The organism is Roseateles sp. P2_H4 (genome assembly GCF_056403315.1).
In genome coordinates, this window is sequence record NZ_JBFUFR010000002.1 from 19,511 (window position 1) to 46,256 (window position 26,746).

The following is a 26,746-nucleotide window of genomic DNA, read 5'->3' on the forward strand; positions in this document are numbered from 1 at the left end:
GAATCGCGGGTATGGAAGCCTACTTGGTCAGTCCAGCCGCCGTGCGCGATATCTCGAAACTGCTTCTCGACGATAGCGGGCAGCTGCGCATCGTGTCGGCAGCCGACCTCGCGCAAACCTCTCCAGAAGAACGCCTGCTCTTCGGAGTGCAGTACGGCTACTACGGCTTCCCAACCGAGGAACTCTGTCAGTTCCTTTTTGAGCGCATCAACGGACGCGCGGCCATAGAAATCGGCTCGGGGCATGGATTGCTCGCGAAGGCTCTGGGCATCCCCGCGACCGACAACCGACAGCCGGAGGAACCTGCTATCAAAGAGCACTACCGGTTGATCGGCCAGCCAACCGTCCCCTATGGCGACAACGTCGAGAAGCTGGACGCCCATGAGGCAGTCGCGAAGTACCGTCCAAACGTGATCATCTCCTGTTGGGTGACCCATAGGCTTGATCCAGCGCGGCTCGACGCTGGTGGCAGCGCTACCGGCGTAGACGAGGCCGCCATCATTGCAGCCTGCGATGAATACATTTCGATTGGCAACGAGCACGTCCACTCCGGCAAGCCAATCTGGGCATTGCCTCACGAGAAGGTGACGCCTCCGTGGGTCTATTCGCGCGCGGTGAATGGAAGCAAAGACTACGTCGCCATCTGGCGTCGGACTGCATAGGCGGGGGGCCGAGCGATGGCATTGGTGATTCTCGGCAGCTCGAGGTGTCCGCTCTGTCGCAAGACCATCGACGAGGGCCAGGAGTTGGTCTCAACGACGCATTTCATCGAATCGCCTGGCCATCCGCTCTGGAAGTACTCGGACGCGGCGATGCACTACGGTTGCTTCCAGACCTGGGAGCAGCGGACGCTGTTCGTCGTTGAGTACAACCGGCTCTTTGGAAGCAGGATTTGGGGAAACGGCACGCGCCACCCTATGACTGACGATGGAACCATCACGACGGTGCAAGCCGCACACTTGGTTCATGCCACATGCTCAAGAGTGATCCTGCCAAGCTATATCTGTCTGGTTTAGCTACGCTACTGTCGGCCGGGTCAGCTCTCGCCGACGCCATTCAGTTCGGTGTCGCGTCCCGTTGCAACCAAGAGCACGMAGTCTTCGAGATCGTCGGCATGGTTGAGGCCAACGGAGTCATCGCGTTCGCCACTTCGGCGCCGGAAGACTTCACTCCCCTTGCGGTCGGACCTCGAGCTCTGTCGTGCAAGCTGCCGGGCGGCACGTTAAAGCATCACTCCGGATATTCGAGCCGTCCAACGGCGAGTGCAAGGGTGCTGGCTTTGCAAGCGTCGACAGCTTGTCGGTTGGCACAAAGCGTCTGCCGGTCAGCGGCCCCGGCATCTTCTTCAACTGGTCCTGCGGCAACCGACCAATGGTCGTGCGATTCACCGTGAAGGCAGCAGCGTCGAACGCGGTCGTTGAGCGCTGCACTTCTGCTGGATGGACCTGGGAGGATGAGTACTTGCCCGTAACGTGCGAGACCGAAGCCCTTGTCACACCAAGAAGGAAGGCAACTCCACCACTAGCGCCTCGCTAAGAGCTCCCGGCAGGCTTCTGGCGGACACTCTTCATGCCCTCCTGCGTTCAGGGCGCGCCACTACGAAACGTCTTATTCGTTCAATTCGGCCAAGAGGTAGGTCTCGACAGCCCCGGAAGGGGCCGACGCCATCTCTTCTGGCACCACGACTGGCTGTATCCCGAACATCTGAAAGACCATATGGTCTTCGGCCGTCACCTCTTGTGAAGGGAGAACTGCCGCGATCCGACATGCTCCGCTCCCACCACCAGGTCCTTGCCCAAGCCATTCAAGTAGTCGGTTGTCAGAGCGGTCCCAAAGCCGTGCGATGTCGAGACCGGGCGTTGCGACGACCTCAACGGCGCCAATAGTGTGGTCGAGGGCCCGGGGCTCATTCGTCGGCGTAGACGGGTTGGTCAAGGTTTGCTCCAATTTCGGTCGAACCAGTTTGAAAAGCGCAAAGTGCTCGGTCAAGAGCCTCTCAAGGACGCTTCACCGCTCTAGTGTGGCGCCTCGCAGGGCCCTTCTCAAAATGTGCGCATATACCTACCTGTGCGCAGTACTCGGGTATCAGGCGAGTTCCTTGACCGCAGGCGCGTGACGATCAAGAGTGGTTGCCACTACCCCATTTGCCACATGGCCAAGCAATGGTCGACAGCAGCCTCGGCGACTTCCAGCAACACATGCACTTTCGCGCGCAAGCCGAGAGCTTGCTGGGGGCGCGTGCATGGTCTCTCCTGCAGAGCTACGGCAAGCTGATGGCTGGACCTCACTCCGGGCACTACGTCAGTGCCCTCCCCGCACAGGACCAGCTGGGTATTGCCGAGCAACTGGTGGCCGGAAAGACGCTGTTCATCCACCTCATGCATCGGCATCGCTCTGGAAACTACGAGACGTCGTCGCTCGGGTGGCGTGACGGCCAGCTCGTGATGGTTTTTGCGGACCGCGAGCAACTCGCGTGAAGGTGAAGTGCCATCGCTCCCTACTCGATACCGGGCAGTTCCTGAAGGCTCGAAATGACCCGGGTTCGGCCGCCGTCGCGAAGTCGTCCCAGCTCGTCCTTCCAGGCGACAAAGTCGCCTCCACTGACGGGGAATCCCGCCGCTACCTCGCTCCACGTCTCTCGCGCGGCCCAGGCGGCCAGCTCGAATACGTGCTCCAGGTTGTCGAGTGCCACCTCTGCATCGCGTTCATCGCACTCGTCGACGATGTCGAACTGCCTCTTGACCGCATCAAGCATGTCTTCAAGGTCGGCCTCGTCGGCAATTACGCTCCGCGTGCAGATGTCCTGCGCCGCGCCCAGGACTGCCGAAAGCGGAAATGCCGAGTGGGCACCAAACGGCACAGAGCACAGCTTCACCCGCGCAGACGCCATGCCTACGGTCATGGAGATGTTGGCAGAGAGGCCGCCGCTGAAATCATCAAGGAACGCTGCGGTGACGAAAAGGCTGCCCAGATGACGTTGGAGGGCTTGCAGGTCTTTCATGGGCCGAGTGATGTTGTTGTCCATACCAAATGAAGGACCCCATGTTTATTCCAGACGCAACGGAACGACGGAGGGCTATGCAGCGCGCCAGTGACGACTACATGAGTCAGGCGCGAGGTGAACAGAACGTCGGCTCGGCCGCGGACCCCACCCATTTGGCCTTTCAGGCCGGGTACTTCGCGTTGCTTTCAGCCGTGAATGGGGAATCGCAAGCAACTTCCGATGACCACCCCAGCGCTGACCTAGCTCGTGAGGGTGCCGACCGGCTGTCGTTGAGCAGGGCTGACCAAAACCTGGCCGACCTTGGCGCGCGGAACTACTACGAGCCGACCAGCCTGGACTTCATAGCGTCGCAACAGGATTGGATTGACTGGGCAGAGCGCGTCCGGGCGGCGGCCCTTCTGTCTACCGGCCAGCGCTAGCAGCCGGAGGCGCGATGGAGCTGGACCTGCAGATGCCGCCTGAGCTGAAAGCCCAGGTTGAAGCGTTAGCTTCCCTGCTGGACCACCGGCGGGTTGGCCGAATGACGGTGTTCTCGTACGGCAGGCCCGGCGAGCCGACCTATTGGCTGGCCTACCTCTTCGTCGAGGGAACGCGGCACGTGTTGGGCACGCCAGACCTACGGCATCGCCCTCTGACGGAACAGCTAGACGACCTACTTCGTCAACTTTCTGCTTTTTCGGAGGGATAGCCGGGAGACGCTTGCTTCTGACGCCACGGACGTCTGGCCCGCCCAAGGCGGATAAACATCGGTTCCCTATACGCCTTGAGCGACGAGACGCCCTCGTCCCGATAGAGGAACCAAATGAACATCAACGACCTTCTCAACGGCCAAAAGCTGCCGTCAATGCCAATGCGGGCCTGGCTTTCTCAAGACGAGGGCCTTGAGCCCGACGTCACCGGTCCAATCTGGATACTCGAGGACTGCTGGGGGGCGAGCGAAAGCCAGCCACTCCTTACTGGAGCCAAGATTCGCGAGTTTCACTTAGGCGACATCGCTTGCCTCGCGGTCATTGGGCATGCTGTCACCTTGTACTCATCGTCGGGTAACGAAGACGAAGTTTCCGATGACGACGAGCGCACGTTCATCTACCTGCTGAACCCAGCAGACCCGTGCGTTTGGGATGCCATCGCCAGCTGGGAGGCGGCGCCTTTTCGACAAATGCGAATTCGCAGCGGGCGAGGCAGCCTCGCCACCACGCTCCAAGCAGACCTGGAACTTCTTGACGCGCGTAGCGCGAAGGACAACGAGCTCGACAGCGACCTCCTTGCTGGAGAGCTGCTCAAGCTGATGAAGGAGAGCCGCCTCGAAGAGGTGCTGCGAAACCAACTTGGCATCAAGCGACCGATGTATCTCGCGATTGTCGAGACGCCCATGCTGTGCAAGTCCTTGACACCACTTTCCGCTGAGGAGTTGGAGCAGGCACGGGCATACCGTGCCCACAAAAGCTGGGTAGCGCGCTTCGAGGAATGAATGCAGTACTCACTCGACCTCGGGCTGCCCGCCCCAGAGGCGGCCGTCAGTGACACGCGCTCTTTGCTTATCAAGGTAGACAAGCTCTTCTCAGGAGATGCTTGCGACGACGAAGGAGTGGCCTGCTTCTATGGTGCGGAGGTGCCGTTCGAGCTTGAGGATGACATGGCCGCTGCATGCGCTCTTGGCGCCTTTCACTCGACGTTCGTAGTGAACTGGGTCGAGAGCTTCAGGTTCACCGTACTCGACGCCGAGACTAAACGAGAACTGCAGCCTGATACAGGGGTCGACTGGGTCGCGCTCGGAAAGTCTTGCATCGACATCGAGCGGCTAGGCGTCGATGGCTGACAGCGACGTCAACGCGCAGGGCGTGCCGGGACGCAACCGCTGGCCGTGGCAGCTAGGACATTCGCATTGAATTCAAGAGGGCGGTCCGTTCGACCGCCCTTCTTTTTGCCCACTGGATTGAGTTCGCCCACCAGGCAGCGGTGGCTAAACCGAGCTCGCTTCAGGTTGGATGCAAACCCATCCAACCTTCACCCCCGCTCTCTCCCCAGCCTCAGCCAACCCAGCTTCCAAGCCGTTCTTGAAATGGTCCGGGGGCAAACAGCGCCTCCTGCCGCAGTTGCTGCCCCTGCTTCCACCCGGTCGCCGCCTCATCGAGCCATTCGTCGGAGCCGGCTCGGTCTTTCTAGGGGCCGACTACGACTACTACCTCATCAACGACGCCAACAGCGACCTCGTTGCGATGTGGGTCGCTGTGAAGCTCCGGCCGCGGGAGTTCGCCGAGCGCGCTGCAGCATTCTTCACGGAGGCATACCACACGCAAGAGGCCTACCTACAGGTTCGGGACGAGTTCAATACCCTGGTCGACCGATTCGAGCGCGCCGTGCGACTCCCCTATCTGAACAAGTTTGGGTTCAATGGGCTGTTTCGCGTCAATCGCTCGGGTGTCTTCAACACGCCCTACGGGCACCCTGCCAAGCTGCCGACGTTCCCTTGGGAGCAAGTCGAAGCAGCATCAAGAAAGCTCGACCGGTGCCTGGTGCTAAACGGTGGCTTCGCCGCAGCGATGGAGCACGCTGGAGTCGGCGACGTCGTCTACTGTGACCCGCCTTACCTGGACAGCGCCGACGGTACCAGCTTCACTGGCTACACCGCGCAGGCGTTTGGACGTCGAGAGCACGAGGACTTGATTGATAGCGCCATCATGGCCGTCAGTCGCGGCGCGCACGTGCTAATTTCAAACCATGACACTGACGAAGTCAGAAACCTCTATCGAGGTTGGCACATCGAGGCAGTCGAAGTGAACAGGAGCATCGCGTCGGAGTCGAGCCGCCGCGGCAAGGTCAAAGAGGTTGTCGCCCGCCTCCCGTTGCCTGCTATGCCATGACGCTCCATTCGTGCATGATCATGACCAAGGAGCTATTCCATGCGCTGGGGAAACTGCATTCGGGACTACATGTCTGCGGCCTTCTTGATGGCCACTGGCACTTTTATTCCTCAGGCATTAGCCCAATCTGCTGCGGACTTCCCTGGGGTCAAGATTGCTCCCAATTCTCCGCCGACGGCGCCCTTTCTGTTGCTGTCAGGCCCCTATACGCACGAACAACGCGGCGACCCGTTCATGGCCGTCGAAGCAGGGTTATGGGATGCGTTCGGCGACGGTGCGCCAAAGGTTTACGCAAAAGGGACGCTAGAGGAGCAATACGTATTCGCGCTGGCACGCTCAAGGTCGGAAGCAGAGCGATTCCTCCAGGCCGTGGAGATAAAGAACCCTGGCAAGTTCAAGTTTGACATTGAGGCCAACTGCTGGCCCACCCCATCTAAGACTCTGAAAGGGCTTGCGTTGGCCGCAAAGTGGGATACGGCGGCGATGCCCGCTTGCGTCGCCGAGAAGAAGTAGACGGCTGACGTGGGAGGATGGCTAGGACGAACCTGTCGTCGTGGCTTTTTCGCTCTCCACGTCGTCCCAAAGTGTGGTCTGCTGCCGGTCTGCTGGCTCAGTCCTGTAGCTCACCTCTTTGACAGCATGAACGCGCACTGAGCCGTCGATGAACTCGATTGGAGACTCTGTGTAGGCCCGCTGCAGCGCATCAAAGGTCCCCAGCAGGCTAGAGAACATCACGATGTTCTTGCCACCTGCGTTCTGCACTGAATCGAAGACGACCGCCTGGATGTTCTTGTGGACGGACAAATACTCCGCTAGGAACTGAGTGGCCAAGTACTCATGTTCCGCACCTGGCACCACCGGACGCCCCACGCGCTCCTGAAGGCTATGTAGAAGCGCTCTCATCGCGCGCCGGCGCTTGAACCTAGGGTCCCAGATACTGATAGACGCCCTACTCGCGAAGCTCAACGCCGGCATGTTCAAGAGTCGGATCGACTTGGCAATCGAGAACTTGCCGACGACAACCATCGAGCCAATGCTGGGTCGCAGCTCGGCAATCGCAGTCGCCTCATCAAAGGCTCCGTAAAACGCGGCGACCCGTTCCGGGTTCATCCGGCCGGTCTTGGCTCGCTCGGGCGGCGGGGCAAAGAGCTGTTGTGCCGGCGCCTTACACATTGCGTCTACTTCAACCTGACTAGTGGCAAGACGAGCCCGGAAAACTTCGCCGATGCGCTGAAGGTCGTTAGGCCCTCGCCCCTCCATGTCGAGCCGGTCGAGAGAATCGAACAACTCATCAAGGAACTCTCGCGCCCTTTTGTTGAAAAACCGCCCGCCTGAAGCCACCACTTCACGGTATTTTTGCCACTCCTCCTCCACCGTAGCAAGAGGAAGAGCAAGGCTCACCGCCGAATAGCGATTCGTGCTGGACCATGCATGGTCCGCCCCCTTCGCTCGACGAAGAGCGCCGAACGCGAGCAACTTCTTGTTGATTGCGCCGGCGACTCCGTCGTGCGCGTTTCGAAGGTTGGCTTCAACGAGCCCCTCCAAGGTTCTTGCTCGGTTGTAAGAGCTGAACTTGCTGCCGATGTTCTCACCAGGCCGGCGAACAACCTGGCGTGCGACCAAAGAGAGCGCCTTGTCGGCAAGCGCTGCAACAACGACGAGGTCGGCGACCAACTCGATGCTTCCGCAGAAGCTGCATCTGCGCGGGCCAGCGGGCACGTCCACCGCGGCGGCAAGGTAGATGTCACCAATGCAAGTCGGGCAGACAAGCTTTGCGCCGACCGGAGCCTTTGCCGCTGCTGTGGAACTCGCCATGAAGGTCCTCCCGGTGCCGTCCAAGCTGCAGCACCACCCGCCGGCATTTTTATGCCGTGTTAACGCGCCGACGAGTCCAGGTCACTTCCCTTCGGAACCGTGTCGGGAACAACAGAAGCGACATCCACGGTTGAACGCCCCAAGGCTCGCATCGCTTGCATAAAAAACATCATCGCAAACGTGCCGCGATAAAGCTTGTTCTTCAGCGAGGCCTCGGTCTCCTGAAGTCCGAGTGCCTGCATCCGCTTGGCCAACTGCGCAAGCGTCACCCCTTCCCGGGCGATTTCGGCCTTCAACAAACGAGACGCTGCATCCGCCCAATCAACGTTCAAAGCAAGGCTCCGCAAGCGACTTGCGCAAGTCGCCAAAAAATCCTAGAGTCTCGCCACGCAAGACTTTAGTACCGAATTTGAGACAAAAGTAGCTTTGGCGGCGACGTCTTCGTCCCCACTCCGCTGTAGATCTAAACAACCCAAGCTAGACGACCCAAGCACCTGAAGCGCGCTTCAGGACCAGGGCCGTAAGGCCGCGTCTTACCTGTGATTTTAGAGAGCGAAACATGACCAACCGACAGGACAACCCCAACTCGACAAGCCGGACTCCCATGCGGCCGCACCTGACCGTCGCACTTGACCGCCACACCAACCATATTGCCGCGCTTCACATCGGAAACGGGCCGGCCATGCCTGCTTTCCGGCCTGGAGCGGGTCCCGGCCAGGTGTTCGAAGTCGACAGCACCCAGCTGAACGTCTGGATGAAGCGCCAATGAAAAAGCGCATCAAGGGAGCCTGGACGCTCCGCAAGATTTCCACCCGCATCCGCAAGGGCTACGGTCAGGGCGAGCTATCGAGCTACATCCCATGGATTGGGGTCCGCGACCTCTCGTCCCGGGGCGTGTCGACCCGCATGTGGAGCCCCAAGACAGGCCGCACGATGCAGTTCCTGTCGAACATCGAACGCGACACCTTCCTCATCGCTGAGTTTCGAGAGGACTTTGTCGACTACTGGGAGCAGTGGCCACTGGAGCGCAACTGGACTCAATGGGGAGCGGCCAGGCTCGGCTACCGGCACCCCGTCTACCTCGGGACTCGCATCCCGGTGGTGATGACCGTCGACGGCGTGCTGACGCTTCGCAAGGGCAAACGCGTCACTCGCAAGGCTATCGACTGCAAGACTTCTGACGCCCTCACCGGACAACGCACGTTGGAAAAGCTGAACATCGTTCGCGCTACCTGCGAGCGTCTGCGCCTGCCTCACCTGGTCGTCACCGAAGAACAGACCCCGCGGCAGGTCGTCAAGAACATCCTGTGGGTGCGTATGGCAACGGTGAAATCGGGAGAACTTGAGCCGGTCAAGGGTGCCTTCGACATGTGGCCCATGCGCATGCACCGCCACCTCTTGCGTCACCGCAGCGAGCCCGAGTTTGCTTCACAGCCGCTGAACCGCTACTGCGGCTGGTTCGACAAGCACCACGGCCTGCCGGTGGGCTTGGGCCTGCGCTGCATGAAGCTGCTGATGTGGCAGCACTTGGTCGAGTTCGAACTCGTCGCTCCGGCGCCGGAGCAGACGCCTCTTCATGCGCTGACCGTTAAGGCAGTTCCGCAGCTCGCCCCCAAGCGTGAACTCACACCCGCCTGAGGACCCATTACATGCACGTTTACGACTTCCATTCCCGCCGCTATTACCGTGTCGTCGCCACTTTGAATTTAAGTGGCGCCCGGTGTCCAGTCGCGCAGGCTTTTGTCGTCTACCTGGCCGAAGCAGCGACGCACGACAAGCCACTGCTGGCCATCCCCGGTCATGGCTTTCGCGAGGCGCTGAATACCGGAGCTATCACCCTTGCGGAGTCAAAAGGGCGCCGTGGCCACGCCCCTCTTCAGTCCTTCGCCGCCATGCGTTGTGCCAGTACCGCGGCGCTAGACCGCGAGCGGGGTGAGCCGCGCATGACCTCGTATCCAGAGACATTCTTCGGGCTGGAGTCCTTTAGGGGCTCGGCAGAGAAGCATGGGCTGAATTCGTCGCTGCACGCCGCCGCAAAGCGCTTGCACGTCGCATCGAGGCGCGCCCGTGGCTGAGATTGCCAAAGGCGACCTCTTCCGGTCCGCCAGCGGCGGAACATTCCGCCTGCTCGACGTCACGGTCGTCCGCGGGAAGAAGATCGCGCACGTGTTCGGCATGGACGAGCCGAAGGCGCTTCCAAATCAATGGAAGTTCCACGAACTTGACGATGGGCTCGATGATGGAACCTATGTCAGGCTGCCCTCGCGCGGCCGCAAGGTCCACGTACGGGTCAAGGACGACTCGGCCGAAGGTTCAGAGCGAAAAAAGTCGCCGGCAGAAACTCTGCTTGAATGGCGCTGGGGACTCATCAAGCCACTGGTCCAAAACTCGGACGTCTACTTCAGGAAGAAGCGTGGCCCGCTGGTCGAGCAGCGTGCCAAGGAAACCGGCGCGTCGAAGCAGACCATCATGACGTGCCTGCGCCTGTATTGGCGCGGAGGCATGACTAAGGATGCGCTTCTCGGCAGCTACGCCAGCTGCGGGACACCGAAGAACTCTGACGCTGCCTCGCAGCAGGCCGCGCGCGGCCGCGACCCTCGCAACTCTCGCTACGAGAAGTTCCAGTGGAAGGACGAGGCGCAAAAGAAGAAGGTCCTGGCAACGGCCAAGCGTTTTTTCAAGAAAAGGAAGACCAATACCCGCCACTTCGTCTACCGCCGTGTTGTGGCAACTCACTTCAGCGTCAAAGACGCGAAAGGAAAAAAGGTCCAGCGCCCGTTGGGCGAGCGTCCCACCCGCGCGCAGGTGCTGTACCTGCTGGACAAACACCTGACTCTTGAGACCGTCTTGCGCCGCAAGCTCGGCGACGACAACTTCGAGAACAACGTCAAGCCAAAGACCGGTTCAGCTCGCGACTATGCCAACGGCATTGGCCAGTACTTTGAGATTGACTCGACCATCCCTGACATTTGGATTTGCGCTGACGACGACCGGTCGGTCGTAATTGGCAAGGCAACCCTGTACCTCATCGTTGATGTTTTCAGCCGCCTCATCGTCGGCTTCCACCTGACCCTTGACGCGCCGTCGTGGTCTGGTGCGATGGAAGCAATGATGTCGCTCGTTGAGGACAAAGAGGAACTCTGTAAACGATGGGGTTGGGAGTACCGCCCCGAGGATTGGGTTGCGCACGGCTCATGGCCCCAAGCCTTCCGTGCCGACCGCGGCACGGAGATGCTTGGCTACGACAGCGACGCCGTAGCCGACGGTGTAGAGACCGCAGTCCAAAACCTTCCTTCGCGGAGGGCGGCTCTGAAGGGCTCCGTCGAATGCAGTTTCAAGGTGGTTCAGATTCCTCTTAAGGACCACGCTGGCGGACACACGCCCTCGGCCGACCAAGGAAAGCGCCAGACGGACGACTACAAAGGCGAAGCGACGCGCACATTGAAGGAGGCTGCGCAAGAGCTGCTTTCCGGCGTACGACTTAACAACCACAAGGTTCACACCGGCATCGAGTTGCCCGCAGCGGACGTCTACAAGGGTGAGCAGCCAATCCCGACACGCCTATGGCAGCGGGACTACGAAGAACGCGCCGGGATGCTCACGCGATTCGACCCTGAGGACCTTCGCTTCAAGCTGCTCCCAAGCGACGACAAGTTCACGGTCACCAGTTCGGGTGTCTTCTATAAGGGCCTGCTCTGGGTTCCAGAGAAGTCGCAAAAGACGAAGTGGCTGCTACCTGCAGCTCGCGAAGTCTACAAAGTCCGGGCGTCGTTCCATCGTAACCTGGTGGACCGCATCTACGTCCATGACCGCAAGGACCCATCCAAGTGGACCACGATGACTTTGTCAGATGGCAGCTTGATTCACGTGGGAAAGTCCTTCGCCGAGCTCGAGCACGTCAAGGATGCACTTCTCACGCTGCAGGACCTGGCTGCCGAACACAACCTCGCGCTGGAGATTCACGCCGACGAAGAGTCCATCGCTCGAGAGAAAGCGGCTCGCAAGCTCACGCAGGCCGCTGTCTATAAGGCCGGTCACAAATCGCGGACCAACGGCGCGGTCGAGAAGCGTGAAGCCCAGGCGAAGCAGGCGCGCATGCAGACCAAGGTCCTTGCGTCTACCGCTGACGACGCTCTGATGGCCGCGCCCTCTCGCCCCGCGGGGCCGGATGGCCCGCGCAGCCCCATTTCCCCGTCCATCAAATCAAGCTCGGCTTCCGCCAGCAACCAAGGCCTGCAGGCCCTCCTGAACCTTCGAAAGTAATTATGAAAGTCAAACCTCACCCTGGCGGCAGCCGCCGCGAGCAGCCTGTCTTCACGGCGCACTACTTCGACCACCCCATCGTGCGCTACAACAGCAACCCACTCATCCGTGCGCTACGTCCGCTTCCCGACCACCTCGAGCTGCAAAGCCGCCTGACAAAGCTCCCCGCCTATGCCAAGACCGAGCGCAAGCTAGACCGGGCAATGAAGATTGCGCGCCTCCAGGAACTGCAGCGCGACTTCTACATTGCCTTCCCCCGCGTGGTCGAGCTAATGGAGATGCTGCACTACATGATTTGTGAGGGGTATGTCAGTCGCGCGCCCTTCTCTGTAGAGGACCACGCCAAGCGACAGCAGCTCTACGAGCGCCAGGAGAGCGGTGAGTTCTTCGAGATGGACGACGCTGATATCAGCTCTGAGTTCACCGCAGCCCTCATCGGTATCCCCGGTATCGGCAAGAGCAAAGCACTAAAGCGAGTCAGCGCTCCGTACCGCCGGGTCATCTATCACCCAGAACTCAACATCTACCAAATCCCGGCGCTGCTTATCGAGATGCCCTACAAAGGCGTAAGCGTGAACACACTCGCGCACGCCATCATCAGAGCAATTGATAAGGTATTTCCGCAAGGCAACTACTACCAGACGTACCTGAGCGGGCGCGAAAACGCAGAGGTTCTGTTCATGGACGCCATTCAGCTAATGCAGACCCACTACGTTGGCGTGCTGCTTGTCGACGAAAGCCAGAACAAGGAATACCGGACCCCGTCGAGCCGCGTGCCGAGCAAGCCCGTGCGCGGCCAGACTCCCTTGACCACCCTGCTGCTGACTGGAACCAATGAGTCCGGGATTCCGATGCTCATGTGCGGAACACCGGAGCTCAGGGACATCCTCGGCTCGCGCATGAGCATGCTCCGCCGGATGGTGGGCCGTGGGATGCGGACGTGGAAGCCGCTCTCCTTGCCGACGACCGGAGCAGATGGCGAAGAGCTCATGGGCGAATTCGATGTCTTCCTGAACTTGCTTTGGGACTACCAGTGGACTAAAACGCCGTTCGAGCTCACGCGCGGGATACGCAACACCTTCTATTACTACACCCAGGGTATCTCCGATGTCATCGTCAAACTCTTCCATGACTTGCAGCTGCGCGCTATCCGCAATGGCGGTGAAGAGCTGTTGACGGAGGAGCTTGTCCACGCGGTTGCGCAGGAAGAGCTCGGGGCCCTTACCGAGTTGACGCGCGCAATGTGCGACATGGACTACGACCGCACTGGACAGGCCGCCGACCTGGCTGCCTATCTCCGCATTGACCCTCACGAGATGACTTTCGACCGTCAGCAAGCGCAGGAGGGCCTCGTCGACACACCCGGGGACGAGCCGGAAGACGAAGACGACGAGCTCGAGTTGCCAGCTGACGCGGCTGGCGAGCCTGTCGAAGTTCAGACCGGCCCCAAGGCCAAGAAACCGCGGACGCCTCGCAACAAGTTGCCAAGCGAGGTGCCCTCGCCCCCAAGCATCGCCCCGGTAGGAGACCTCGGCGCCGCGCTCGACGACTGATGCTGCCCGCTCGCCGCCCCTACGAGGACGAACTGGCTTGCAGCGCGGTCTTTCGCTGCAGTCGCCAGTTCAACGTGCCCATTGGCCGGCTTGGGTGGGTTCACCTTGGGAGGGACGGGTGGCATCCGTCTTTCCTCGGTGCATCTCCGCTGCGGGAGCTTGCAAAGCTGTTCGCGATGTCGCCAGACGACCTCCTCTGGAACCACTCGCCCTTCCCGTACGCCACCGCAACGATGCAGGCGCGCTTCTACGACCGCGCGATCTCGAATGTCTATGGAGACACAACGCGCACGAGAGGCCTGGGTGCCGTGACGCAAAACGTCTCGTTTGGTCTTGTGTTTCGCCGGTACTGCAAGCTTTGCGCAGCGGAAGAGTTTCATCGCTGGCGCGAGTCCTATTGGCATCGCTCACACAACCTTCCAGGCGTGCTGATCTGCATGCTGCATCAAACCTTCCTCCATGCGTCCGAGCTGCCGATCAGTTCGCACGGCCATGACAGGCGCCTACCTCACGAGTGCAGAGGACGCCGGCTTGGAACAGGCGAGCCATCGACCGCTTTGCAGCGTGTAGCGCGGATATCAGTGGCATGGCTACAGCGCCCAAGGAGTCCCGGCGCGCACGTCGAACCAGCGACCTACAGACAGATGGCTATTGACAGCGACTGGCTGTCGGCAAGTAGGCCTGTCAACCTTCAGGCACTGACCAACGCCCTTGTCACGACATTCACCAGGCGGTTCCTGAGTCAGGCTGGCATGCGGATAGGGTCCAGAGGCGCTCTGTGGGCCGGTTTGATGCTGCGCCCCGGCACCACACTGCCGTTTGTCCCAGCGAAGCATGCGGTCCTTCAGGCCTTGTTTGGCCGGTTGCGCGAACAGAGCAATCCGCCCATAGACCACTTCGGTGGCGGCCCCGGCGCCTCCTCTGCGCGGCAGATGGACGACCTGTACAGCCGTGAAGCAAGGAAGGAGCTCAAACGAGTCCTAGCCAATGGTCGGCTACTGACGACAGAGCAGTTCCTACGCGGAGTCGGCTGCTGGAGCACCTACAGGCACCGCATGGCCGAGTTACCCAAGCTGCGCGCCGTTGTGCGTGAGTTCAGAGGCTCAGCGGTCACAGTCAAGCGCCTGCGGCCTGGCAAGACGCTCTATCGCAGCGACCGCACGTCCACCTCGGTTCGCTAGGCACGGAATACCACTTCACGCTCCATTGCGAGCTACCTTCCGAGGACGCCGACCTCGACGGCATCCTGGACCGAGTTGCAGAAGCCGGCTGCACGGACGCGCTCGTGCTGCTTGGCAAGCCGGGTCACCTTACCTTTGAGTTCATCCGAGAGGCGGCCAGCGCGGAAACGGCCGTGCTCAGCGCAATCGCAGACTTAAAACGGGGCCTCCCGGAGGCGCAACTGGACGCCGCCCAGCTGCTCGGCCAGTTGCTGCTGCCGCACCTATAGGAGGAGACACGTCTTCGAATAGGTCACAGATCTGCGCCAACGATTGGAGGAGAAAGATAAACACCTGAGCCTGTACTTCAGAAATGGAGTACGCAAGTGAAGTGGACAGAACGCATCGAGGAAATTGAAGGCAGGCACGTGCCCATACTGGTGGACAAGGCTGGCGAGCGCCGCATTGGGCGGCCTGGAGAGATACGGTTCTTGCTCCCGGACCGCGGCCGGAAGTTGGGAAGAATCGAAGACGTTGACCTCGCTGGCTTGGAGCGCGTTGACGCGCGTCCGTACTTGGATGCACTCGGGCTGCACGACGTTTCGGTGGACGGTCAGCACGTCTATGCGTTGGTGCACGGTGGCCAGGAAATTCATATCCCGGCGTCGCTTCTGCTGACCACGGTGTTGGGCCGTCCTTCCATTTTTGGGGACCTACTCCTCTCCCCAGCTGGCCTCGAGCGTGGCCTCATGCCTATCCTGGGCAACGGCCAACCTAGAGTTGTATTGCCACGCAGGCGCGGAATGTCGAATGGGGGTGACCGCCACATTCAGGAACGGCTACTTTGGCTGTCCTGTTTCCCCTCCGCACGCCGGATGTGGACTAGCGTGTATCGCCACGCCAGACAAGGCAGCCTGGGCCTGACCCCTGCGAACGCGCGGGTCGACGCGACCTTCTCGGGCTTGAAGCCTGGGAACATCATCTTTGCCACGAACCTCAACTTGAGAAGTCTCACCCCAACGGAACAGCCGCTCCCATTCGCTTCGAGCATGCGGGATCGAGTCTTCGACCTGGAGATGGGCACCTCGAAAAGCTACGAGAACCTTAGGTCGTTCAAGGAAAACGCAGCATTGCACCCGGCCGCGAAGGAGGTCTTCGACGTCCCCAGCGTGAACGGTCGATGGTGCATGAACGAGGTCGAGTGGGCTGAGGTGCTTCGCGTGCTAGCAGTCCAAGGCTTCCGGTGCGCCGCCAAGACGAAGGCAACCATGGACGCAGCGCTGAAGAAATGGGGAACCGGCGTTCACTGGCACGCCCTAGAGGGTGACGCACACCAAATTGAGAACACGTATCGCGTATGGAAGATGCGCGGGAAGTGGGACATCCTCAAGGAAGTTCTGAGAGAGCTGCGGGCTGGCCCGCCTCAGAAGCATTGACTCCCCCTTACCGGCGTTCAGGCAACCATCCCCACAGCAGCGCAGATAGCGCCTTGCGTTACGAGACGGCTGAACTCAACCACCTGGTTGTACAGCCAACACCATCGGTTTGAGAGTTCCTGCAACCGGCCTCAAAAGCTTGAGCAACAGGGGGCGGCCATATCCCTCACCGGCCAGGCGCTTAAGCAGGTCCGACAGCTGCGCCAGGGGCAAGCCATCGCAGCCGATGAGGATGTCGGCCTCACGTAGCCCGCCCTGTGCCGCCGGGGATCCAGGTCCCACATCCATCAGGCGCACGCCGGTGGCTGTGGGCCAATCGTTTTCGCGCACCCAGCGCCGCGGCAGAGCCACCACAGCGCACTGCACGCCAAGACGCCCGCGCCTCACGGCACCATGGCGCATCAGCTCACCTGCCACCCAGCGGGCTGTGTCGACCGCAACGGCGAAGCTCAAACCCTGGGCAGAGGGAATGACGGCTGTATTGACACCAATGACGTGCGCGGCACCGTCCAGCAGCGGTCCACMTGAATTGCCGGGGTTGAGCGCCACATCGGTCTGGATAACGTCCTCAATCATCCGACCACCCCGCGCCGGCAGGCTTCGGCCCAGAGCACTCACGATGCCCGCAGTGACGGTGAAGTCGAAGCCCAGCGGATTGCCTACCGCCACGGCAAGTTGACCTGGCCTGAGGTTGGAAGAGCTTCCGAGCGGCAGGAAGGCCGCCGGATGGGACTCCAGCCTCAACACAGCGATGTCTGTGGAGGCGTCCTGCCCGACCAGCCGCGCGATACCTTCGGTTCCGTCGGCGAACGCAGCCCGAAGCTCATTCGCGCCTTCGACGACATGAGCATTGGTCAGTGCAAATCCGTCGGGGGTGAAGAGAAACCCCGAGCCGCTTCCCGCCTCGCGCCCGTTTTTGCGCACCCTGATGTGAGCGACGGCCGCACTTGCGGTCTCCGCCACATGGGCGACGGTGGCTGAGTAGGCGTCGAGAGGGAAGTCGGTGCGGGCGTTCATGGGCGCCCAGATGGTGGCGCCGGACGGGTTTTCTAGTGTCTTGCTCGGCAACGCCCTAGCGTCCAGCACCTCGCAGTCTGGCACGAGGCGCCAGACATAGAAATCGACTGCGCGTCACTGGGACGAAGACGCTGGCACACGGTGCCACCGCTTCCAGCCCCCACGGGCCGAACGGCTATCCACGAAGTGCTAGGGATCTGCGTGTGGAGCCCCATAGGCGGAAGGATTGGCGACGACCCGCGCGGGCCAGGAGGAGGCACTACACACTTGAGCGCCAAGCCTCGCCGCATGGATTGCTCCCGCCCTAACTGTGCGGAAATGCGCAACCTCAAACATCAACGTCGCCGTCTTGAGGTTCAAGAGCAAGTGCGGTGAAGACAATTCGTCCCTTCGAACTTCCTACCTCAGAAATGGCGATCGCCGCAAAGCTCCCGATCCTTGCGTTCACCATCACCGCGCTGACCGCGTGTTCTGTCCACCAAGACACGGACCCTCTCAGCATCGCTCTTGAGTCCAACGGATCGCCCAACGTCGTCGTCAGCTACAACCATGGAGCCTCTCAGTTGCTGGTCGACGGTGCTGACAAGTCCGCCGAGGTCGGCTTGTCAGTAAGCCTGATGGTTCCTGAAGACGCTAAAGGTGGCCTATACGTGACGTTGGGAAAACCAAATCCAGCAGCCGGGCTGCCGGGCGACTTCTCCATCCAGCCGACGGCCATTGGCTATAAGTGCCTGAACAATTGCCCTGGTAGTCGAGAGAGCTGGTCAGTGGCTCGATAGGGTCGCCCCATAAGCTTAGCTGGCCTCCTTCATAGAGACTATCCTGCTTGCGGGAATATGCAGCGTCGGCACCCTATGCGCAAACAGCTTTGCCTGCCACGTGTACGAGACCAAACGAACATCTGCTGAGCCGTCTTCCCTGCGCTCGGCGGAAACCAGCAGCACGCAGTTGGTCTGCTGCTGCTTCTTAAAGTCGAATGTCGACAAATCAGCGCCATATGCTGTGCCCATCCGAGCACAGCGCCAGGCACTTTCCGGTGATGGCTCGTAGGCGACTTCAAGCATGTAGAGCTTGTACGGAAATCCGGTTCGTGTCGCGTAGTCGCTGACTAGACACCCGGACAGGAACGCCAAGGCCAGCACGCCAAGCGCACACAGGATTTTTGAGGCTTTCATACCAGACCCCGGTTCAAGAGATTTCCTGTGTAGGGGCAGTTATTTAGCCTTAAAGACAAGGGGCGCCCACCGGACGCCCCTGGAAAGAGTTGGCATGTTGCCTTTTCTGGCTCAGCTACAAGCCTTGGACCATTTGCGTAGTAAGACTCTTGTCCAGTCCAGCCACGCCGCCTGCACCTCGAGGACACCTCCTCAGCCGGCGAAGCTTTGAACGACGAATGTGGAGGCGCCTGGAGCCAGTTTCAACTCAAGCTTCTGCCCGCGTTCCTGTAGAGCCACTACAGCTTGGAACCGGTCAAGGTGATTGCGAGCCTCTTCCATCCCGCCTCCGTCTGTGATGAGAACGCAGCCAGCAGGCAACTCAATCGCCGCTGCTCCTAGGTTCAATTGCACCGACCTGGCTCTGGATCGAAGCGCCGACAAGAGGTCCTCCCCTGCCCTCAGCGGCATGAGCGAGCCATCCTGAACCAGGACCACTGGGCCAGGCCATCGGAGCAGCACCGGCCACACTCCAACCGCTTCACGGTCTTCCGGAAGGGTCTGAAGCATCGAATGCGTCGCGTCTACAACCAAGTTCGGCGGAGGCAATTGGGCGGGCGGCAGGATGAGCGCGATGTGCTCGCGAAGTCTCTGAAGGCCGTCTTCAGCCGGGCGGACATCGCCAATCGCCTCACAGCGGTCGACGACGGCTGTCTTCAGATCGGTCTCTGCCTTGCGCGCCAACTCTTGGACTGCCTCGCGCATATCCGGCGGCATCGGGCCATAGTTGGCGACGACCACCAGCGCTTCCTGATGTGTGGCCGCATAGTCGTGAAGCGCCTTCGAGAAATTGCTCTTGTCGCCATCCCTGTACTGCTTCGCTTCTAGAACGTACAGCACCTTCTTTGAGTCGCGCTCTCTGATCAGGTAGTCCGGTTGAACCGACGAAACCCGACTCTTGCCCAGTAGCTTGATTCCCTCAGGAGCCGGTGTCTTCACTTCCGCGACCAGCTCAAACTCCTCGGGCTCCACGGAGATGGCAGCGATGGGGGTCGCGCTGAAGGAGAACCGCAGTTGTCCCTGCACCGGTTTGAGACGGAAGACCGCATGAGACGGCATGGCGCCTTCGACGGCAGTGACAAGCCAAACCGAATACAGCTGATGCCTGAACTGCCAAAGAGGCAGCGCCAAGAGCTCCTCAAGCACTTGGCCTGGCGGCTGTCGCGGGACGATCGAGGTTCGCTCAGACACCAATCGCGAGACCTCAGCTGCAAGCGCCGCGCGCGCACCAGCTTCGCGAGGCGCGAGATCGTGCAATAGCCAGAGTCTTTGGAGCAGGGACCGCGACATGCGGTCGTACTGCGAAGCGAGAACCCTGTTTAGGGACCAACTCTCAATCGGAGCTCGCTGAGTAGTGCAGACCGCAGGGTCGCTTTTCTCGTCCCGACGAGCGTCCTGCAGGCCATCCCAGCTCGTGTATGGCGACACGCGCCTTGAGAGCTCGACGATGACAGAAACCACTGGACGGAGGGCCTTTGCCAGCGGGTCGCTGGGCCGCCAGGTCGGAAACGGTAGCGCATCGTCGAAGGGCCAGAAGCGGTAGTCCGGATCCGTCGCGCCGGGCCGATACCCGAACCACCGGCGAGCAGCCGCTGACGAGGGGGGCCCTTTCGTCTTGTAGCTAATGCCGTCGAGCGTCACCGCGCTCCCTGCCCGCCCCCAATCCTCTTGCCGGATGCCGTGCGACGCTGCGAGCGCGTTCTCCAATGCTGGGCTCAGCCCAAACAACTCGTTGTCGCTCGTCGATATGGTCTCAAGCGATGCAAGCAATCGCTGGAAAGCCTCGATCGCCTTCTTGAAGTGGTTCGCGTCGAATCGCAGCTTTCCCAGGTCGCCTGCTTGGAAGTCGAACTCGACGAGCACTTCACCATTGCTCGTATAGACCCCGTGGCGCTCGAACATCTGAAGCACATCCGACACCATGCTGCTCCAGGGCTGCAAGGCCGACAGCAACGCCACCAAGAACCGTGTCGGCGACACTGTGTCAAGCTGCCTCTCCAGTTGGAGATCCCCGTCTAGTTCGAGCTCCGCCACTAGCGCTTGAAGGAGCTCGGCGTCATAGGTCTCAGGTAGCAGCCCGCCCTGCCGCTGAAACATGTTCCATAGGTCCACTGAGGTACGCACAGGCGAGCTAGCCGGCTTCTTCATCGCTTCCTCCTAGCATGCAGAGCACGTAACGCCGAGTCTCCATCCAACGCCGACTTCCAACCAGCTGTTGCATCGAGCTCTATCAGCACGATTGATGGTGTGCCGAAACGCAGCGCGAGGGACCCGGCTGCCTAACCCTGCCGCGCTAGACCTTTGTCAAGCCCGACCAGGTACGGCCAGCGGACTCTGTTACCAGCACGGAATACGTCTTCCCCGTACGTGCCGCTGCAGCTTTGGCCTTCTCGATGACCTGCGCCCTCGTCAGCTGCCCCGAGTAGTCGTATTCCGCGTCGGGCAGGTGGTAGGTGGTGCCGTCGTCCGACGTGATGGTCCGCTTGAAACCCTCGAGCTGCATGAAGCCGTGCAGAGCCTCATAGTTCTTCCAGTCCGCGTTGTGCAGGACTACGCGCGTAGTGAATTGAGCCATGGTGCTGTACTCCTAAGAAGTGAGTTGGTTGTGAGTGCCGCTTCAGATGAGCGGCAACGACTTGGCGGTGAATGCGTCTCGGGCAAGGTGAGCCAGGTACGCGGCCCCGAGGGCAAGGCCCGCGACCCGAGCAAATCGGTCCCACCCGTCATCGGGTTGCCAGTCATAGAGTCCATACATCCCCCACCCCAGCAAGCCAACCACGGCCCAGCTATGGAAGAACTTGCGATGGTTGGGGTGCAACGCCGGCTCAAGAAGGTCGGGCAGTGATGGAAAGCAGGCCGCGGTGATGCCCATCGCCACTGGCGCTGCCGTTAGCGGGCGACCGTCGCGACCTTCGACGAGCGCAGCGGCCACCGAAACCGCTACGAGGTTGAACGCCCTGTGCTCATTCGCGCATGCCATGCTTTTTCTCCTCTTTGTTCAGCGTCTTAGCCAATCACACGAGCGGAGGACCGCACGGAGCCGCCCAAACCCTGCATGTCCACGGCCACATGCCAGTTCCCGGAGTGCGGCACCTGGAGACGCACGAGAGACTGCTTGGCCAACCCACCGTAGAAGCGGTGCTGCCCGCCGTTGCGATAGCTGGAGAAGTTCGTGCTGTCCATCAGGCGGACATTGGCAGCGTTGCCGGCCAGCGAGACCTCAACGACGGCCCCTTGCGCTCGGAAGCCGAGATCGTGGTGAACAAACTGCATTTCCTTGCCCTTTCAGCGTTCTGGTCAGCTCCGCTGAGGCCGACCTGCGTTACACATGCGGTCATAGTACATAATCATTTTGATTATCACAACGCTGTTTTTTTATCCAGCACACTGATAACATCCCATGCATGACGACATCGACGGTGAACCGTGACCGCTTGGTGAGCCTTCCGCGGACGCAGCTGGAACGCTTGGCCTACATTGACTTCCGGCTGTACTTCCTCGGTGAACTGCGCAGGGCTGACTTGATAGAACGGTTTGGCACTGGTCCGGCAGGGGCCACGCGAGACATAGCCACCTATCGTGAGGTTGCCCCGGAGAACCTCGCACTCGACCTGGCAGCCAAGCACTACATACCCAACGAGGGCTTCGAGCCGGTGTTCAAACACGCGCCGCTGCGCGTGCTGACCGCCCTCTCCCAAGGGTTTGGGCAGGGTCTGGACAGTGACTCGCTCCCTCTCATTCGTTGCGAATTCCCGGCCGCGCTCAGCCTGCCGAAGGCTGAAGTGCTGGCGCCCATCACCAGGGCAATCCATGGGCAGAAGGCGGTACGCCTGACCTATCACTCCACGACGAGCGGCGAGTCACAGAAGGAACTCGTGCCCCTGAGCTTGGTTGATAGCGGAGTCCGATGGCACGTTCGAGCCTATGACCGAGACAAATCGAAGTTCCACGACTTCGTCCTTACCAGAATGAAGAACGTGACCGTCCTCGACGGCCAGATTCCTCCTGAGCAAAGGCCGGAGAACGACCTTCAATGGAACCGCGTCATCGAGTTGGAGCTGGTCCCGCATCCAAGCTTCGAAAGGCCGGAAGTCGCGCTCATGGACTACGACATGCCCGATGGTGTACTGCGAGTCCGAGCGCGCGCTGCGAACGTTGGATACATGCTTCGCCGCTGGAGCGTCGACTGCTCACCGGACCACAGCCTGAAGGGCAAAGAGTACGCCTTGTGGCTGCGCGACCCCCTGGTGCTATACGGAGCTTCGAACGCAGTCGTTGCGCCAGGCTACAAGCCACCGACCCCAGACAACACGCGCCGGAACGACTGAGGCTGGTCAAGGGCTAGAGCGAAAAAGCTCAAGACACCTTTCTGACAGCCCTACGAACGCGTCCCCTCGCCAGCTCAATAGGTTTTGTGAGTTTTGCCGCGGCCGGCGGCGCTTCCCTAGGCAGCCAGCACAAGAGTCTTTTCTTCAAAACCAGGGCGATGGCGTTCTGGTCGCCCAGGCTCAACGCCGCCAGCACGCCGGCCATGCCGGGGTCGGCCACGCGCTCGCGGATGGCCGCGCGCAGGCGCTGGCGGGCGGCGTCCAGCGACCACCAGGGCGCCGCCTGCAAGCGCTCGGCCGCGCGCACGACGCCGCTGGCGCGCAGGCCCTGCTCGAACAGCCACAACTCGGCGTCGAAACCGCCCGGGTTGGCCAGGCCATGGGCGCGCTTGAGGCGGGCCGTGAAGCGCCAGCGCTCACCGGCCGTGATGGACTGCGCGCTGTCATAGGCCAGCAGCATCAGCCGCCGCGGCACTTCGGGTGGCAGGGCCGTCCCGGCGGGGCCGACCGCGTCTACGGCGAACTCGAAGCGCCAGCCCGGCACGCCGCCCTGACCGGTGACGGCAAGAGGGAGCGAGTCGACGCGGCCGCTCAGCACCAGATCGCGCCCCTCCCAGGCCGGGTGCAACTCGGGCTTCATGCGCAGCTCCGCGCGCAGCGCGGCCTGCGTGAATGCGAGTACTGCGATGCAAGCGGCCAGGGCCAGCCAATGGCGCCGCCGCAGCAGCAGCAACATCACAAAGGCCAGGGCCAGCAGCGCGTATTCGGCTGCCGTTGGCAATTGCTCGCAGCGATGCAGCAGCGCCAGGCCCGTCAACCAGGCCAGACCCATCGCCACCAGCTCCCGAGCGCCCCAAGGCTGCCGCGCCAATGCCCCTCCCTGTCCCAGCTTATTGGGACCCGGGGTGTAGCATGCCGCGGTTTTTCGCACGCGCTACCGCGCTTATACGCATGAGCTCTTCCGCCATCCAAGCCAAGCTCGCCGAACTCGGCATCACCCTGCCGCCCCTGGCCATTCCGGCGGCCGCCTACCTGCCGTTCACGCGCACCGGCAACCTGCTGTTCCTGTCCGGCCATATCGCCAAGAAGGACGGCAAACCCTGGGTCGGCCAGCTCGGCAAGGACGTCGACACCGCCACCGGCCAGGCCGCGGCGCGCGCTGTTGCCATCGACCTGCTCGGGACGCTGCAGGCCGCCACCGGCGACCTCGGCAAGATCGTTCGCATCGTCAAGGTCATGAGCCTGGTCAACAGCACGCCCGACTTCACCGAGCAGCATCTCGTCACCAACGGCTGCTCCGAACTGTTCGCCGCCGTGCTCGGCGACGCCGGCAAGCATGCCCGCAGCGCCTTCGGCGTGGCCCAGATCCCACTCGGCGCCTGCGTCGAGATCGAACTCATCGCCGAGATCGCCGACTGATGTTCACCGCTCCTTCCAAGCTGCCGGCCCGCGTGCTGGCGGGCATGGCCGTGGCGAGCTTCGGCGCCGTCGGCATCGCCCTGATCGCCCAGCACCAGTTCGGCGTCAAGCCCTGCCCCTGGTGCGTGCTGCAGCGCGCCATCTTCCTGGTGATCGGCGCGGTCGCCCTGCTGGGCTGGCTGGTGAATGCCAAGCGCGCCCTGCGCCAGGCCGCCCTGGTCGTCGTGCTGATGCTGTGCGCCGCCGGCCTGACGGCCGCGGTCTTCCAGCACGAGGTGGCCTCGCAGAGCGCCACCTGCGCGATGGGCCTGGCGGACAACCTCGTCACGGCACTCGGTCTCGAGGAGCTGTGGCCGTCGGTCTTCATGATCACGGCCAACTGTGCCGAAGCGGCCGCCTACCGCCTCATCGGCCTGCCGTACGAAGTCTGGAGCGGCCTGCTGTTCGCCGCGCTGGCCGCCCTCGGCCTGCTCGCGCTAAACCAGCGCCGGTAGGCCAGACAGCAGCTTGTCCAGCGTGAGCGGGTAGTCGCGCACCCGCACGCCCGTCGCGTTGTAGACCGCGTTGGCGACGGCGGCCGCCGCGCCGCAGATGCCGAGTTCGCCCACGCCCTTGGCCTTCATCGGCGAGGAGATCGGGTCGGTCTCGTCCAGGAAGACGACGTCCTGGTGCGGGATGTCGGCATGCACCGGCACCTCGTAGCCGGCCAGGTCGTGGTTGACGAAGAAGCCGCGGCGGTGGTCAACCTTCAGGTCTTCCATCAAGGCAGCGCCGACGCCCATGGTCATGGCGCCGATGACCTGGCTGCGCGCCGAGGTCGGGTTCAGGATGCGCCCCGCCGCGCAGACGGCCAGCATGCGGCGCACACGCACCTCGCCGCTGATGGCATCCACGCCCACCTCCACGAAATGCGCGCCGAAGGTGGACTGCTGGTAGCGCTTGTCGAGGTCGCCGTATTCGATGCCGTCCTCGGCCACCAGGCCGGCGAAGGAAGCCAGCGGCTGCGACTTGCCGCCGCCGCGCACCTGGCCGTCGACAAACTCGGCATCGGCGATGCCCGCCTTCTGCGCCACCATGCCACGCAGTTTCATGCAGGCCGCATAGACGCCGGCCGTCGAGTTGTTGCCGCCCCATTGCCCGCCCGAACCGCAAGACACCGGGAAGCTCGAGTCGCCCAGGCGCACGACGACCTTGTCCAGCGCCACGCCCAGGGTCTCGGCCGCGGTCTGCGCAATGATGGTGTAGCTGCCGGTGCCGATGTCGGTCATGTCGGTCTCGACGATGACGCGGCCCTCGGCTTCCAGGCGCACGCGGGCCTTGGACTTCATCAGCAGGTTGTTGCGGAAGGCCGCCGCCATGCCCATGCCGACCAGCCACCCGCCTTCACGCAGCTGCGCCGGCTTGGATGAGCGGCGGCTCCAGCCGAAGCGCTCGGCGCCCTGCTTCATGCAGTCCACCAGGCGGCGTTGCGAAAAGGGGCGCTGCGGCTTCTCGGGGTCGACCTGGGTGTCGTTGCGCGCGCGGAACTCGATGGGGTCCAGGCCGAGCTTCTCGGCCATCTCGTCCATCGCGATCTCCAGCGCCATCAGGCCCGGCGCCTCGCCCGGCGCGCGCATCGCATTGCCCTCGGGCAGGTCCAGCACGGCCAGGTGCAGGGCGGTGTGGCGGTGCTCGCCGGCATAGAGCAGCCGCGTCTGGGCCGTGGCGGTCTCGGGGCCGCCGCCGGGCAGGTTGCCCGACCAGCTCTCGTGCGAGATGGCCTGGATGCGGCCTTCCTTGTCCGCACCGATGCGCACGCGCTGGATGGTGGCCGGGCGGTGCGTGGTGTTGTTGAACATCAGCGGCCGCTGCAACGCGATCTTGACGGGCCGGCCGGTGGCCTTGGCGCCCAGGGCGGCCAGCACGACGTCGGCACGCAGAAAGAGCTTGCCGCCGAAACCACCGCCGACAAACGGCGAACGCACGCGCACGTTCTGCTTTGGGATCCCCAGCGTCTTGGCCAGGTCGCCGACGGCCCAGTCGATCATCTGGTTGGATGTCCACACCGACAGCTTGCCGCCCTCCCACCACGCGATGGTGGCATGCGGCTCCATCATGGCGTGGGCCTGATCGGGCGTCGTGTAGCTCGCGTCCAGCTGCACCGGTGCCTTGGCAAAGCCGGCCTCGAAGTCGCCGTGATTCGTCTCGGCCTGGCCACCGAAGCCATCGCTCTTGGCCACCGGGGTATGGGGCTTCTCGGCGGCCAGGTCGTAGCGGCCCTGGGCGGCTTCGTAGCGGATGTCGATCAATGCCGCGGCGGCACGCGCCTGCTCGAAGCTCTCGGCGACAACCACGGCCAGCGCCTGGTGGTAATGCTCGATCTGCGGGCCGCCGAGCAGCTTGGCGGTGTTCTTGCTGCCCTTGCCGAGCTTGCCGGCGTTCTGCGCCGTCACGATGGCCAGCACGCCAGGGGCCGCCCGCGCCGCTTTCAGGTCCATGGCCGCCACGCGGCCCTTGGCGATGCCGGCGCCGATGACGACGCCGACGGCGGGCGCCTGCTTCAGGTCTTGGTGCTCATGGGCATAGGGCGCCGTGCCAGTCGTCTTCAGCGGGCCGTCGATGCGCGGCGTGGGGCGGCCGACGATGCGGCCTTGATCGATGGGATTGGTGGTGGCGGGTTGGTCGAATCTCATG

30 protein-coding genes are annotated in these 26,746 nt (G+C 62.1%); 19 read left to right on the forward strand and 11 right to left on the reverse strand.

Features of this window, described 5'->3' with window-relative positions:
• The first annotated feature begins 11 nt into the window (after positions 1-11).
• The gene (locus tag AC1DW3_RS01725; protein WP_477904217.1) at positions 12-662 is read left to right on the forward strand and encodes a hypothetical protein; all 651 of its coding nucleotides are present in this window, start codon (positions 12-14) and stop codon (positions 660-662) included.
• Between the two features lie 1,500 nt (positions 663-2,162).
• Positions 2,163-2,477, forward strand: a complete 315-nt coding sequence (locus AC1DW3_RS01730; protein ID WP_477904215.1) for a hypothetical protein — start codon at positions 2,163-2,165, stop codon at positions 2,475-2,477.
• Between the two features lie 20 nt (positions 2,478-2,497).
• Here the strand turns inward: AC1DW3_RS01730 and AC1DW3_RS01735 are convergent, their stop codons facing one another.
• Positions 2,498-3,001, reverse strand: a complete 504-nt coding sequence (locus tag AC1DW3_RS01735) for a hypothetical protein (protein ID WP_477904213.1) — start codon at positions 2,999-3,001, stop codon at positions 2,498-2,500.
• A 41-nt stretch (positions 3,002-3,042) separates the two neighbouring features.
• On the opposite strand from AC1DW3_RS01735, the gene AC1DW3_RS01740 reads away from it, so the two are divergent.
• The 6 genes from AC1DW3_RS01740 (at position 3,043) to AC1DW3_RS01765 (ending at position 6,381) form a co-directional block, all read left to right on the forward strand.
• A complete protein-coding gene (locus tag AC1DW3_RS01740; RefSeq protein ID WP_477904211.1) occupies positions 3,043-3,423 on the forward strand; it encodes a hypothetical protein in 381 nt (126 codons plus the stop codon).
• Positions 3,424-3,437: 14 nt separating this feature from the next.
• Positions 3,438-3,692, forward strand: coding sequence for a hypothetical protein (locus AC1DW3_RS01745; protein WP_477904209.1), 255 nt, complete (start codon positions 3,438-3,440; stop codon positions 3,690-3,692).
• A 114-nt stretch (positions 3,693-3,806) separates the two neighbouring features.
• Positions 3,807-4,475: a hypothetical protein gene (locus AC1DW3_RS01750; protein WP_477904208.1), complete on the forward strand. Its 669-nt coding sequence runs from the start codon at positions 3,807-3,809 to the stop codon at positions 4,473-4,475.
• Entirely contained in the window at positions 4,476-4,823 is a 348-nt protein-coding gene (locus AC1DW3_RS01755) for a hypothetical protein (protein WP_477904206.1), read from the forward strand.
• Positions 4,824-4,992: 169 nt separating this feature from the next.
• A complete protein-coding gene (locus AC1DW3_RS01760) occupies positions 4,993-5,868 on the forward strand; it encodes a Dam family site-specific DNA-(adenine-N6)-methyltransferase (protein WP_477904204.1) in 876 nt (291 codons plus the stop codon).
• Positions 5,869-5,907: 39 nt separating this feature from the next.
• Positions 5,908-6,381 carry a hypothetical protein gene (locus tag AC1DW3_RS01765; RefSeq protein WP_477904202.1) on the forward strand — a complete coding sequence of 158 codons (474 nt, stop codon included), beginning with the start codon at positions 5,908-5,910 and terminating at the stop codon, positions 6,379-6,381.
• Between the two features lie 21 nt (positions 6,382-6,402).
• Here the strand turns inward: AC1DW3_RS01765 and AC1DW3_RS01770 are convergent, their stop codons facing one another.
• On the reverse strand, positions 6,403-7,683 hold the full coding sequence (locus tag AC1DW3_RS01770; RefSeq protein ID WP_477904200.1) for an RES family NAD+ phosphorylase: 1,281 nt from the start codon (positions 7,681-7,683) through the stop codon (positions 6,403-6,405).
• 59 nt (positions 7,684-7,742) lie between these two features.
• Positions 7,743-8,015 (reverse strand): DUF6471 domain-containing protein, encoded by a 273-nt coding sequence (locus tag AC1DW3_RS01775; protein ID WP_477904198.1) that lies wholly within the window; start codon positions 8,013-8,015, stop codon positions 7,743-7,745.
• 227 nt (positions 8,016-8,242) lie between these two features.
• Here AC1DW3_RS01775 and AC1DW3_RS01780 point away from each other — a divergent pair, with 227 nt between their 5' ends.
• From AC1DW3_RS01780 to AC1DW3_RS01810, 7 genes are all read left to right on the forward strand, one after another.
• Complete coding sequence (locus AC1DW3_RS01780) at positions 8,243-8,452, forward strand: hypothetical protein (RefSeq protein WP_477904196.1); 210 nt, start codon at positions 8,243-8,245, stop codon at positions 8,450-8,452.
• Positions 8,449-9,321: a TnsA endonuclease N-terminal domain-containing protein gene (locus AC1DW3_RS01785; protein WP_477904194.1), complete on the forward strand. Its 873-nt coding sequence runs from the start codon at positions 8,449-8,451 to the stop codon at positions 9,319-9,321. The genes AC1DW3_RS01780 and AC1DW3_RS01785 overlap by 4 nt, the downstream gene beginning before the upstream one ends.
• An 11-nt stretch (positions 9,322-9,332) precedes the next feature.
• Positions 9,333-9,758, forward strand: coding sequence for a hypothetical protein (locus AC1DW3_RS01790; RefSeq protein ID WP_477904192.1), 426 nt, complete (start codon positions 9,333-9,335; stop codon positions 9,756-9,758).
• Positions 9,751-11,946, forward strand: a complete 2,196-nt coding sequence (locus tag AC1DW3_RS01795; protein ID WP_477904190.1) for a hypothetical protein — start codon at positions 9,751-9,753, stop codon at positions 11,944-11,946. Before AC1DW3_RS01790 ends, AC1DW3_RS01795 begins: the two co-directional genes overlap by 8 nt.
• A gap of 2 nt (positions 11,947-11,948) precedes the next feature.
• Complete coding sequence (locus tag AC1DW3_RS01800) at positions 11,949-13,499, forward strand: ATP-binding protein (protein ID WP_477904189.1); 1,551 nt, start codon at positions 11,949-11,951, stop codon at positions 13,497-13,499.
• Entirely contained in the window at positions 13,499-14,680 is a 1,182-nt protein-coding gene (locus tag AC1DW3_RS01805) for a TniQ family protein (protein ID WP_477904188.1), read from the forward strand. Before AC1DW3_RS01800 ends, AC1DW3_RS01805 begins: the two co-directional genes overlap by 1 nt.
• 365 nt (positions 14,681-15,045) lie before the next feature.
• Positions 15,046-16,095 carry a hypothetical protein gene (locus AC1DW3_RS01810; RefSeq protein ID WP_477904184.1) on the forward strand — a complete coding sequence of 350 codons (1,050 nt, stop codon included), beginning with the start codon at positions 15,046-15,048 and terminating at the stop codon, positions 16,093-16,095.
• Positions 16,096-16,170: 75 nt separating this feature from the next.
• On the opposite strand, the gene AC1DW3_RS01815 is transcribed toward AC1DW3_RS01810, so the two are convergent.
• Positions 16,171-17,112 carry a S1C family serine protease gene (locus AC1DW3_RS01815; RefSeq protein WP_477928055.1) on the reverse strand — a complete coding sequence of 314 codons (942 nt, stop codon included), beginning with the start codon at positions 17,110-17,112 and terminating at the stop codon, positions 16,171-16,173.
• Positions 17,113-17,483: 371 nt separating this feature from the next.
• Here AC1DW3_RS01815 and AC1DW3_RS01820 point away from each other — a divergent pair, with 371 nt between their 5' ends.
• A complete protein-coding gene (locus AC1DW3_RS01820) occupies positions 17,484-17,891 on the forward strand; it encodes a hypothetical protein (protein ID WP_477904180.1) in 408 nt (135 codons plus the stop codon).
• A gap of 15 nt (positions 17,892-17,906) precedes the next feature.
• On the opposite strand, the gene AC1DW3_RS01825 is transcribed toward AC1DW3_RS01820, so the two are convergent.
• The 5 genes from AC1DW3_RS01825 to AC1DW3_RS01845 all read right to left on the reverse strand — a co-directional run bounded on the left by AC1DW3_RS01825 (position 17,907) and on the right by AC1DW3_RS01845 (position 21,599).
• Positions 17,907-18,287, reverse strand: a complete 381-nt coding sequence (locus AC1DW3_RS01825; RefSeq protein ID WP_477904178.1) for a hypothetical protein — start codon at positions 18,285-18,287, stop codon at positions 17,907-17,909.
• Between the two features lie 192 nt (positions 18,288-18,479).
• Positions 18,480-20,474 carry a hypothetical protein gene (locus AC1DW3_RS01830; RefSeq protein ID WP_477928057.1) on the reverse strand — a complete coding sequence of 665 codons (1,995 nt, stop codon included), beginning with the start codon at positions 20,472-20,474 and terminating at the stop codon, positions 18,480-18,482.
• Positions 20,475-20,619: 145 nt separating this feature from the next.
• Positions 20,620-20,901, reverse strand: coding sequence for a hypothetical protein (locus AC1DW3_RS01835; RefSeq protein ID WP_477893488.1), 282 nt, complete (start codon positions 20,899-20,901; stop codon positions 20,620-20,622).
• 42 nt (positions 20,902-20,943) lie between these two features.
• Positions 20,944-21,306 carry a hypothetical protein gene (locus tag AC1DW3_RS01840; protein ID WP_477893490.1) on the reverse strand — a complete coding sequence of 121 codons (363 nt, stop codon included), beginning with the start codon at positions 21,304-21,306 and terminating at the stop codon, positions 20,944-20,946.
• A 26-nt stretch (positions 21,307-21,332) separates the two neighbouring features.
• Positions 21,333-21,599 (reverse strand): DUF1883 domain-containing protein, encoded by a 267-nt coding sequence (locus AC1DW3_RS01845; protein WP_477893492.1) that lies wholly within the window; start codon positions 21,597-21,599, stop codon positions 21,333-21,335.
• A 131-nt stretch (positions 21,600-21,730) separates the two neighbouring features.
• On the opposite strand from AC1DW3_RS01845, the gene AC1DW3_RS01850 reads away from it, so the two are divergent.
• The gene (locus AC1DW3_RS01850; protein ID WP_477893494.1) at positions 21,731-22,654 is read left to right on the forward strand and encodes a WYL domain-containing protein; all 924 of its coding nucleotides are present in this window, start codon (positions 21,731-21,733) and stop codon (positions 22,652-22,654) included.
• 28 nt (positions 22,655-22,682) lie between these two features.
• On the opposite strand, the gene AC1DW3_RS01855 is transcribed toward AC1DW3_RS01850, so the two are convergent.
• On the reverse strand, positions 22,683-23,525 hold the full coding sequence (locus AC1DW3_RS01855) for a ComEC/Rec2 family competence protein (RefSeq protein ID WP_477928060.1): 843 nt from the start codon (positions 23,523-23,525) through the stop codon (positions 22,683-22,685).
• A gap of 80 nt (positions 23,526-23,605) precedes the next feature.
• Here AC1DW3_RS01855 and AC1DW3_RS01860 point away from each other — a divergent pair, with 80 nt between their 5' ends.
• Complete coding sequence (locus AC1DW3_RS01860) at positions 23,606-24,073, forward strand: RidA family protein (protein ID WP_310260450.1); 468 nt, start codon at positions 23,606-23,608, stop codon at positions 24,071-24,073.
• The gene (locus tag AC1DW3_RS01865; protein ID WP_477928063.1) at positions 24,073-24,567 is read left to right on the forward strand and encodes a disulfide bond formation protein B; all 495 of its coding nucleotides are present in this window, start codon (positions 24,073-24,075) and stop codon (positions 24,565-24,567) included. The genes AC1DW3_RS01860 and AC1DW3_RS01865 overlap by 1 nt, the downstream gene beginning before the upstream one ends.
• On the opposite strand, the gene paoC is transcribed toward AC1DW3_RS01865, so the two are convergent.
• Complete coding sequence (paoC, locus tag AC1DW3_RS01870; protein WP_477928065.1) at positions 24,550-26,745, reverse strand: aldehyde oxidoreductase molybdenum-binding subunit PaoC; 2,196 nt, start codon at positions 26,743-26,745, stop codon at positions 24,550-24,552. The genes AC1DW3_RS01865 and paoC overlap by 18 nt on opposite strands.
• Position 26,746 lies beyond the last annotated feature (1 nt).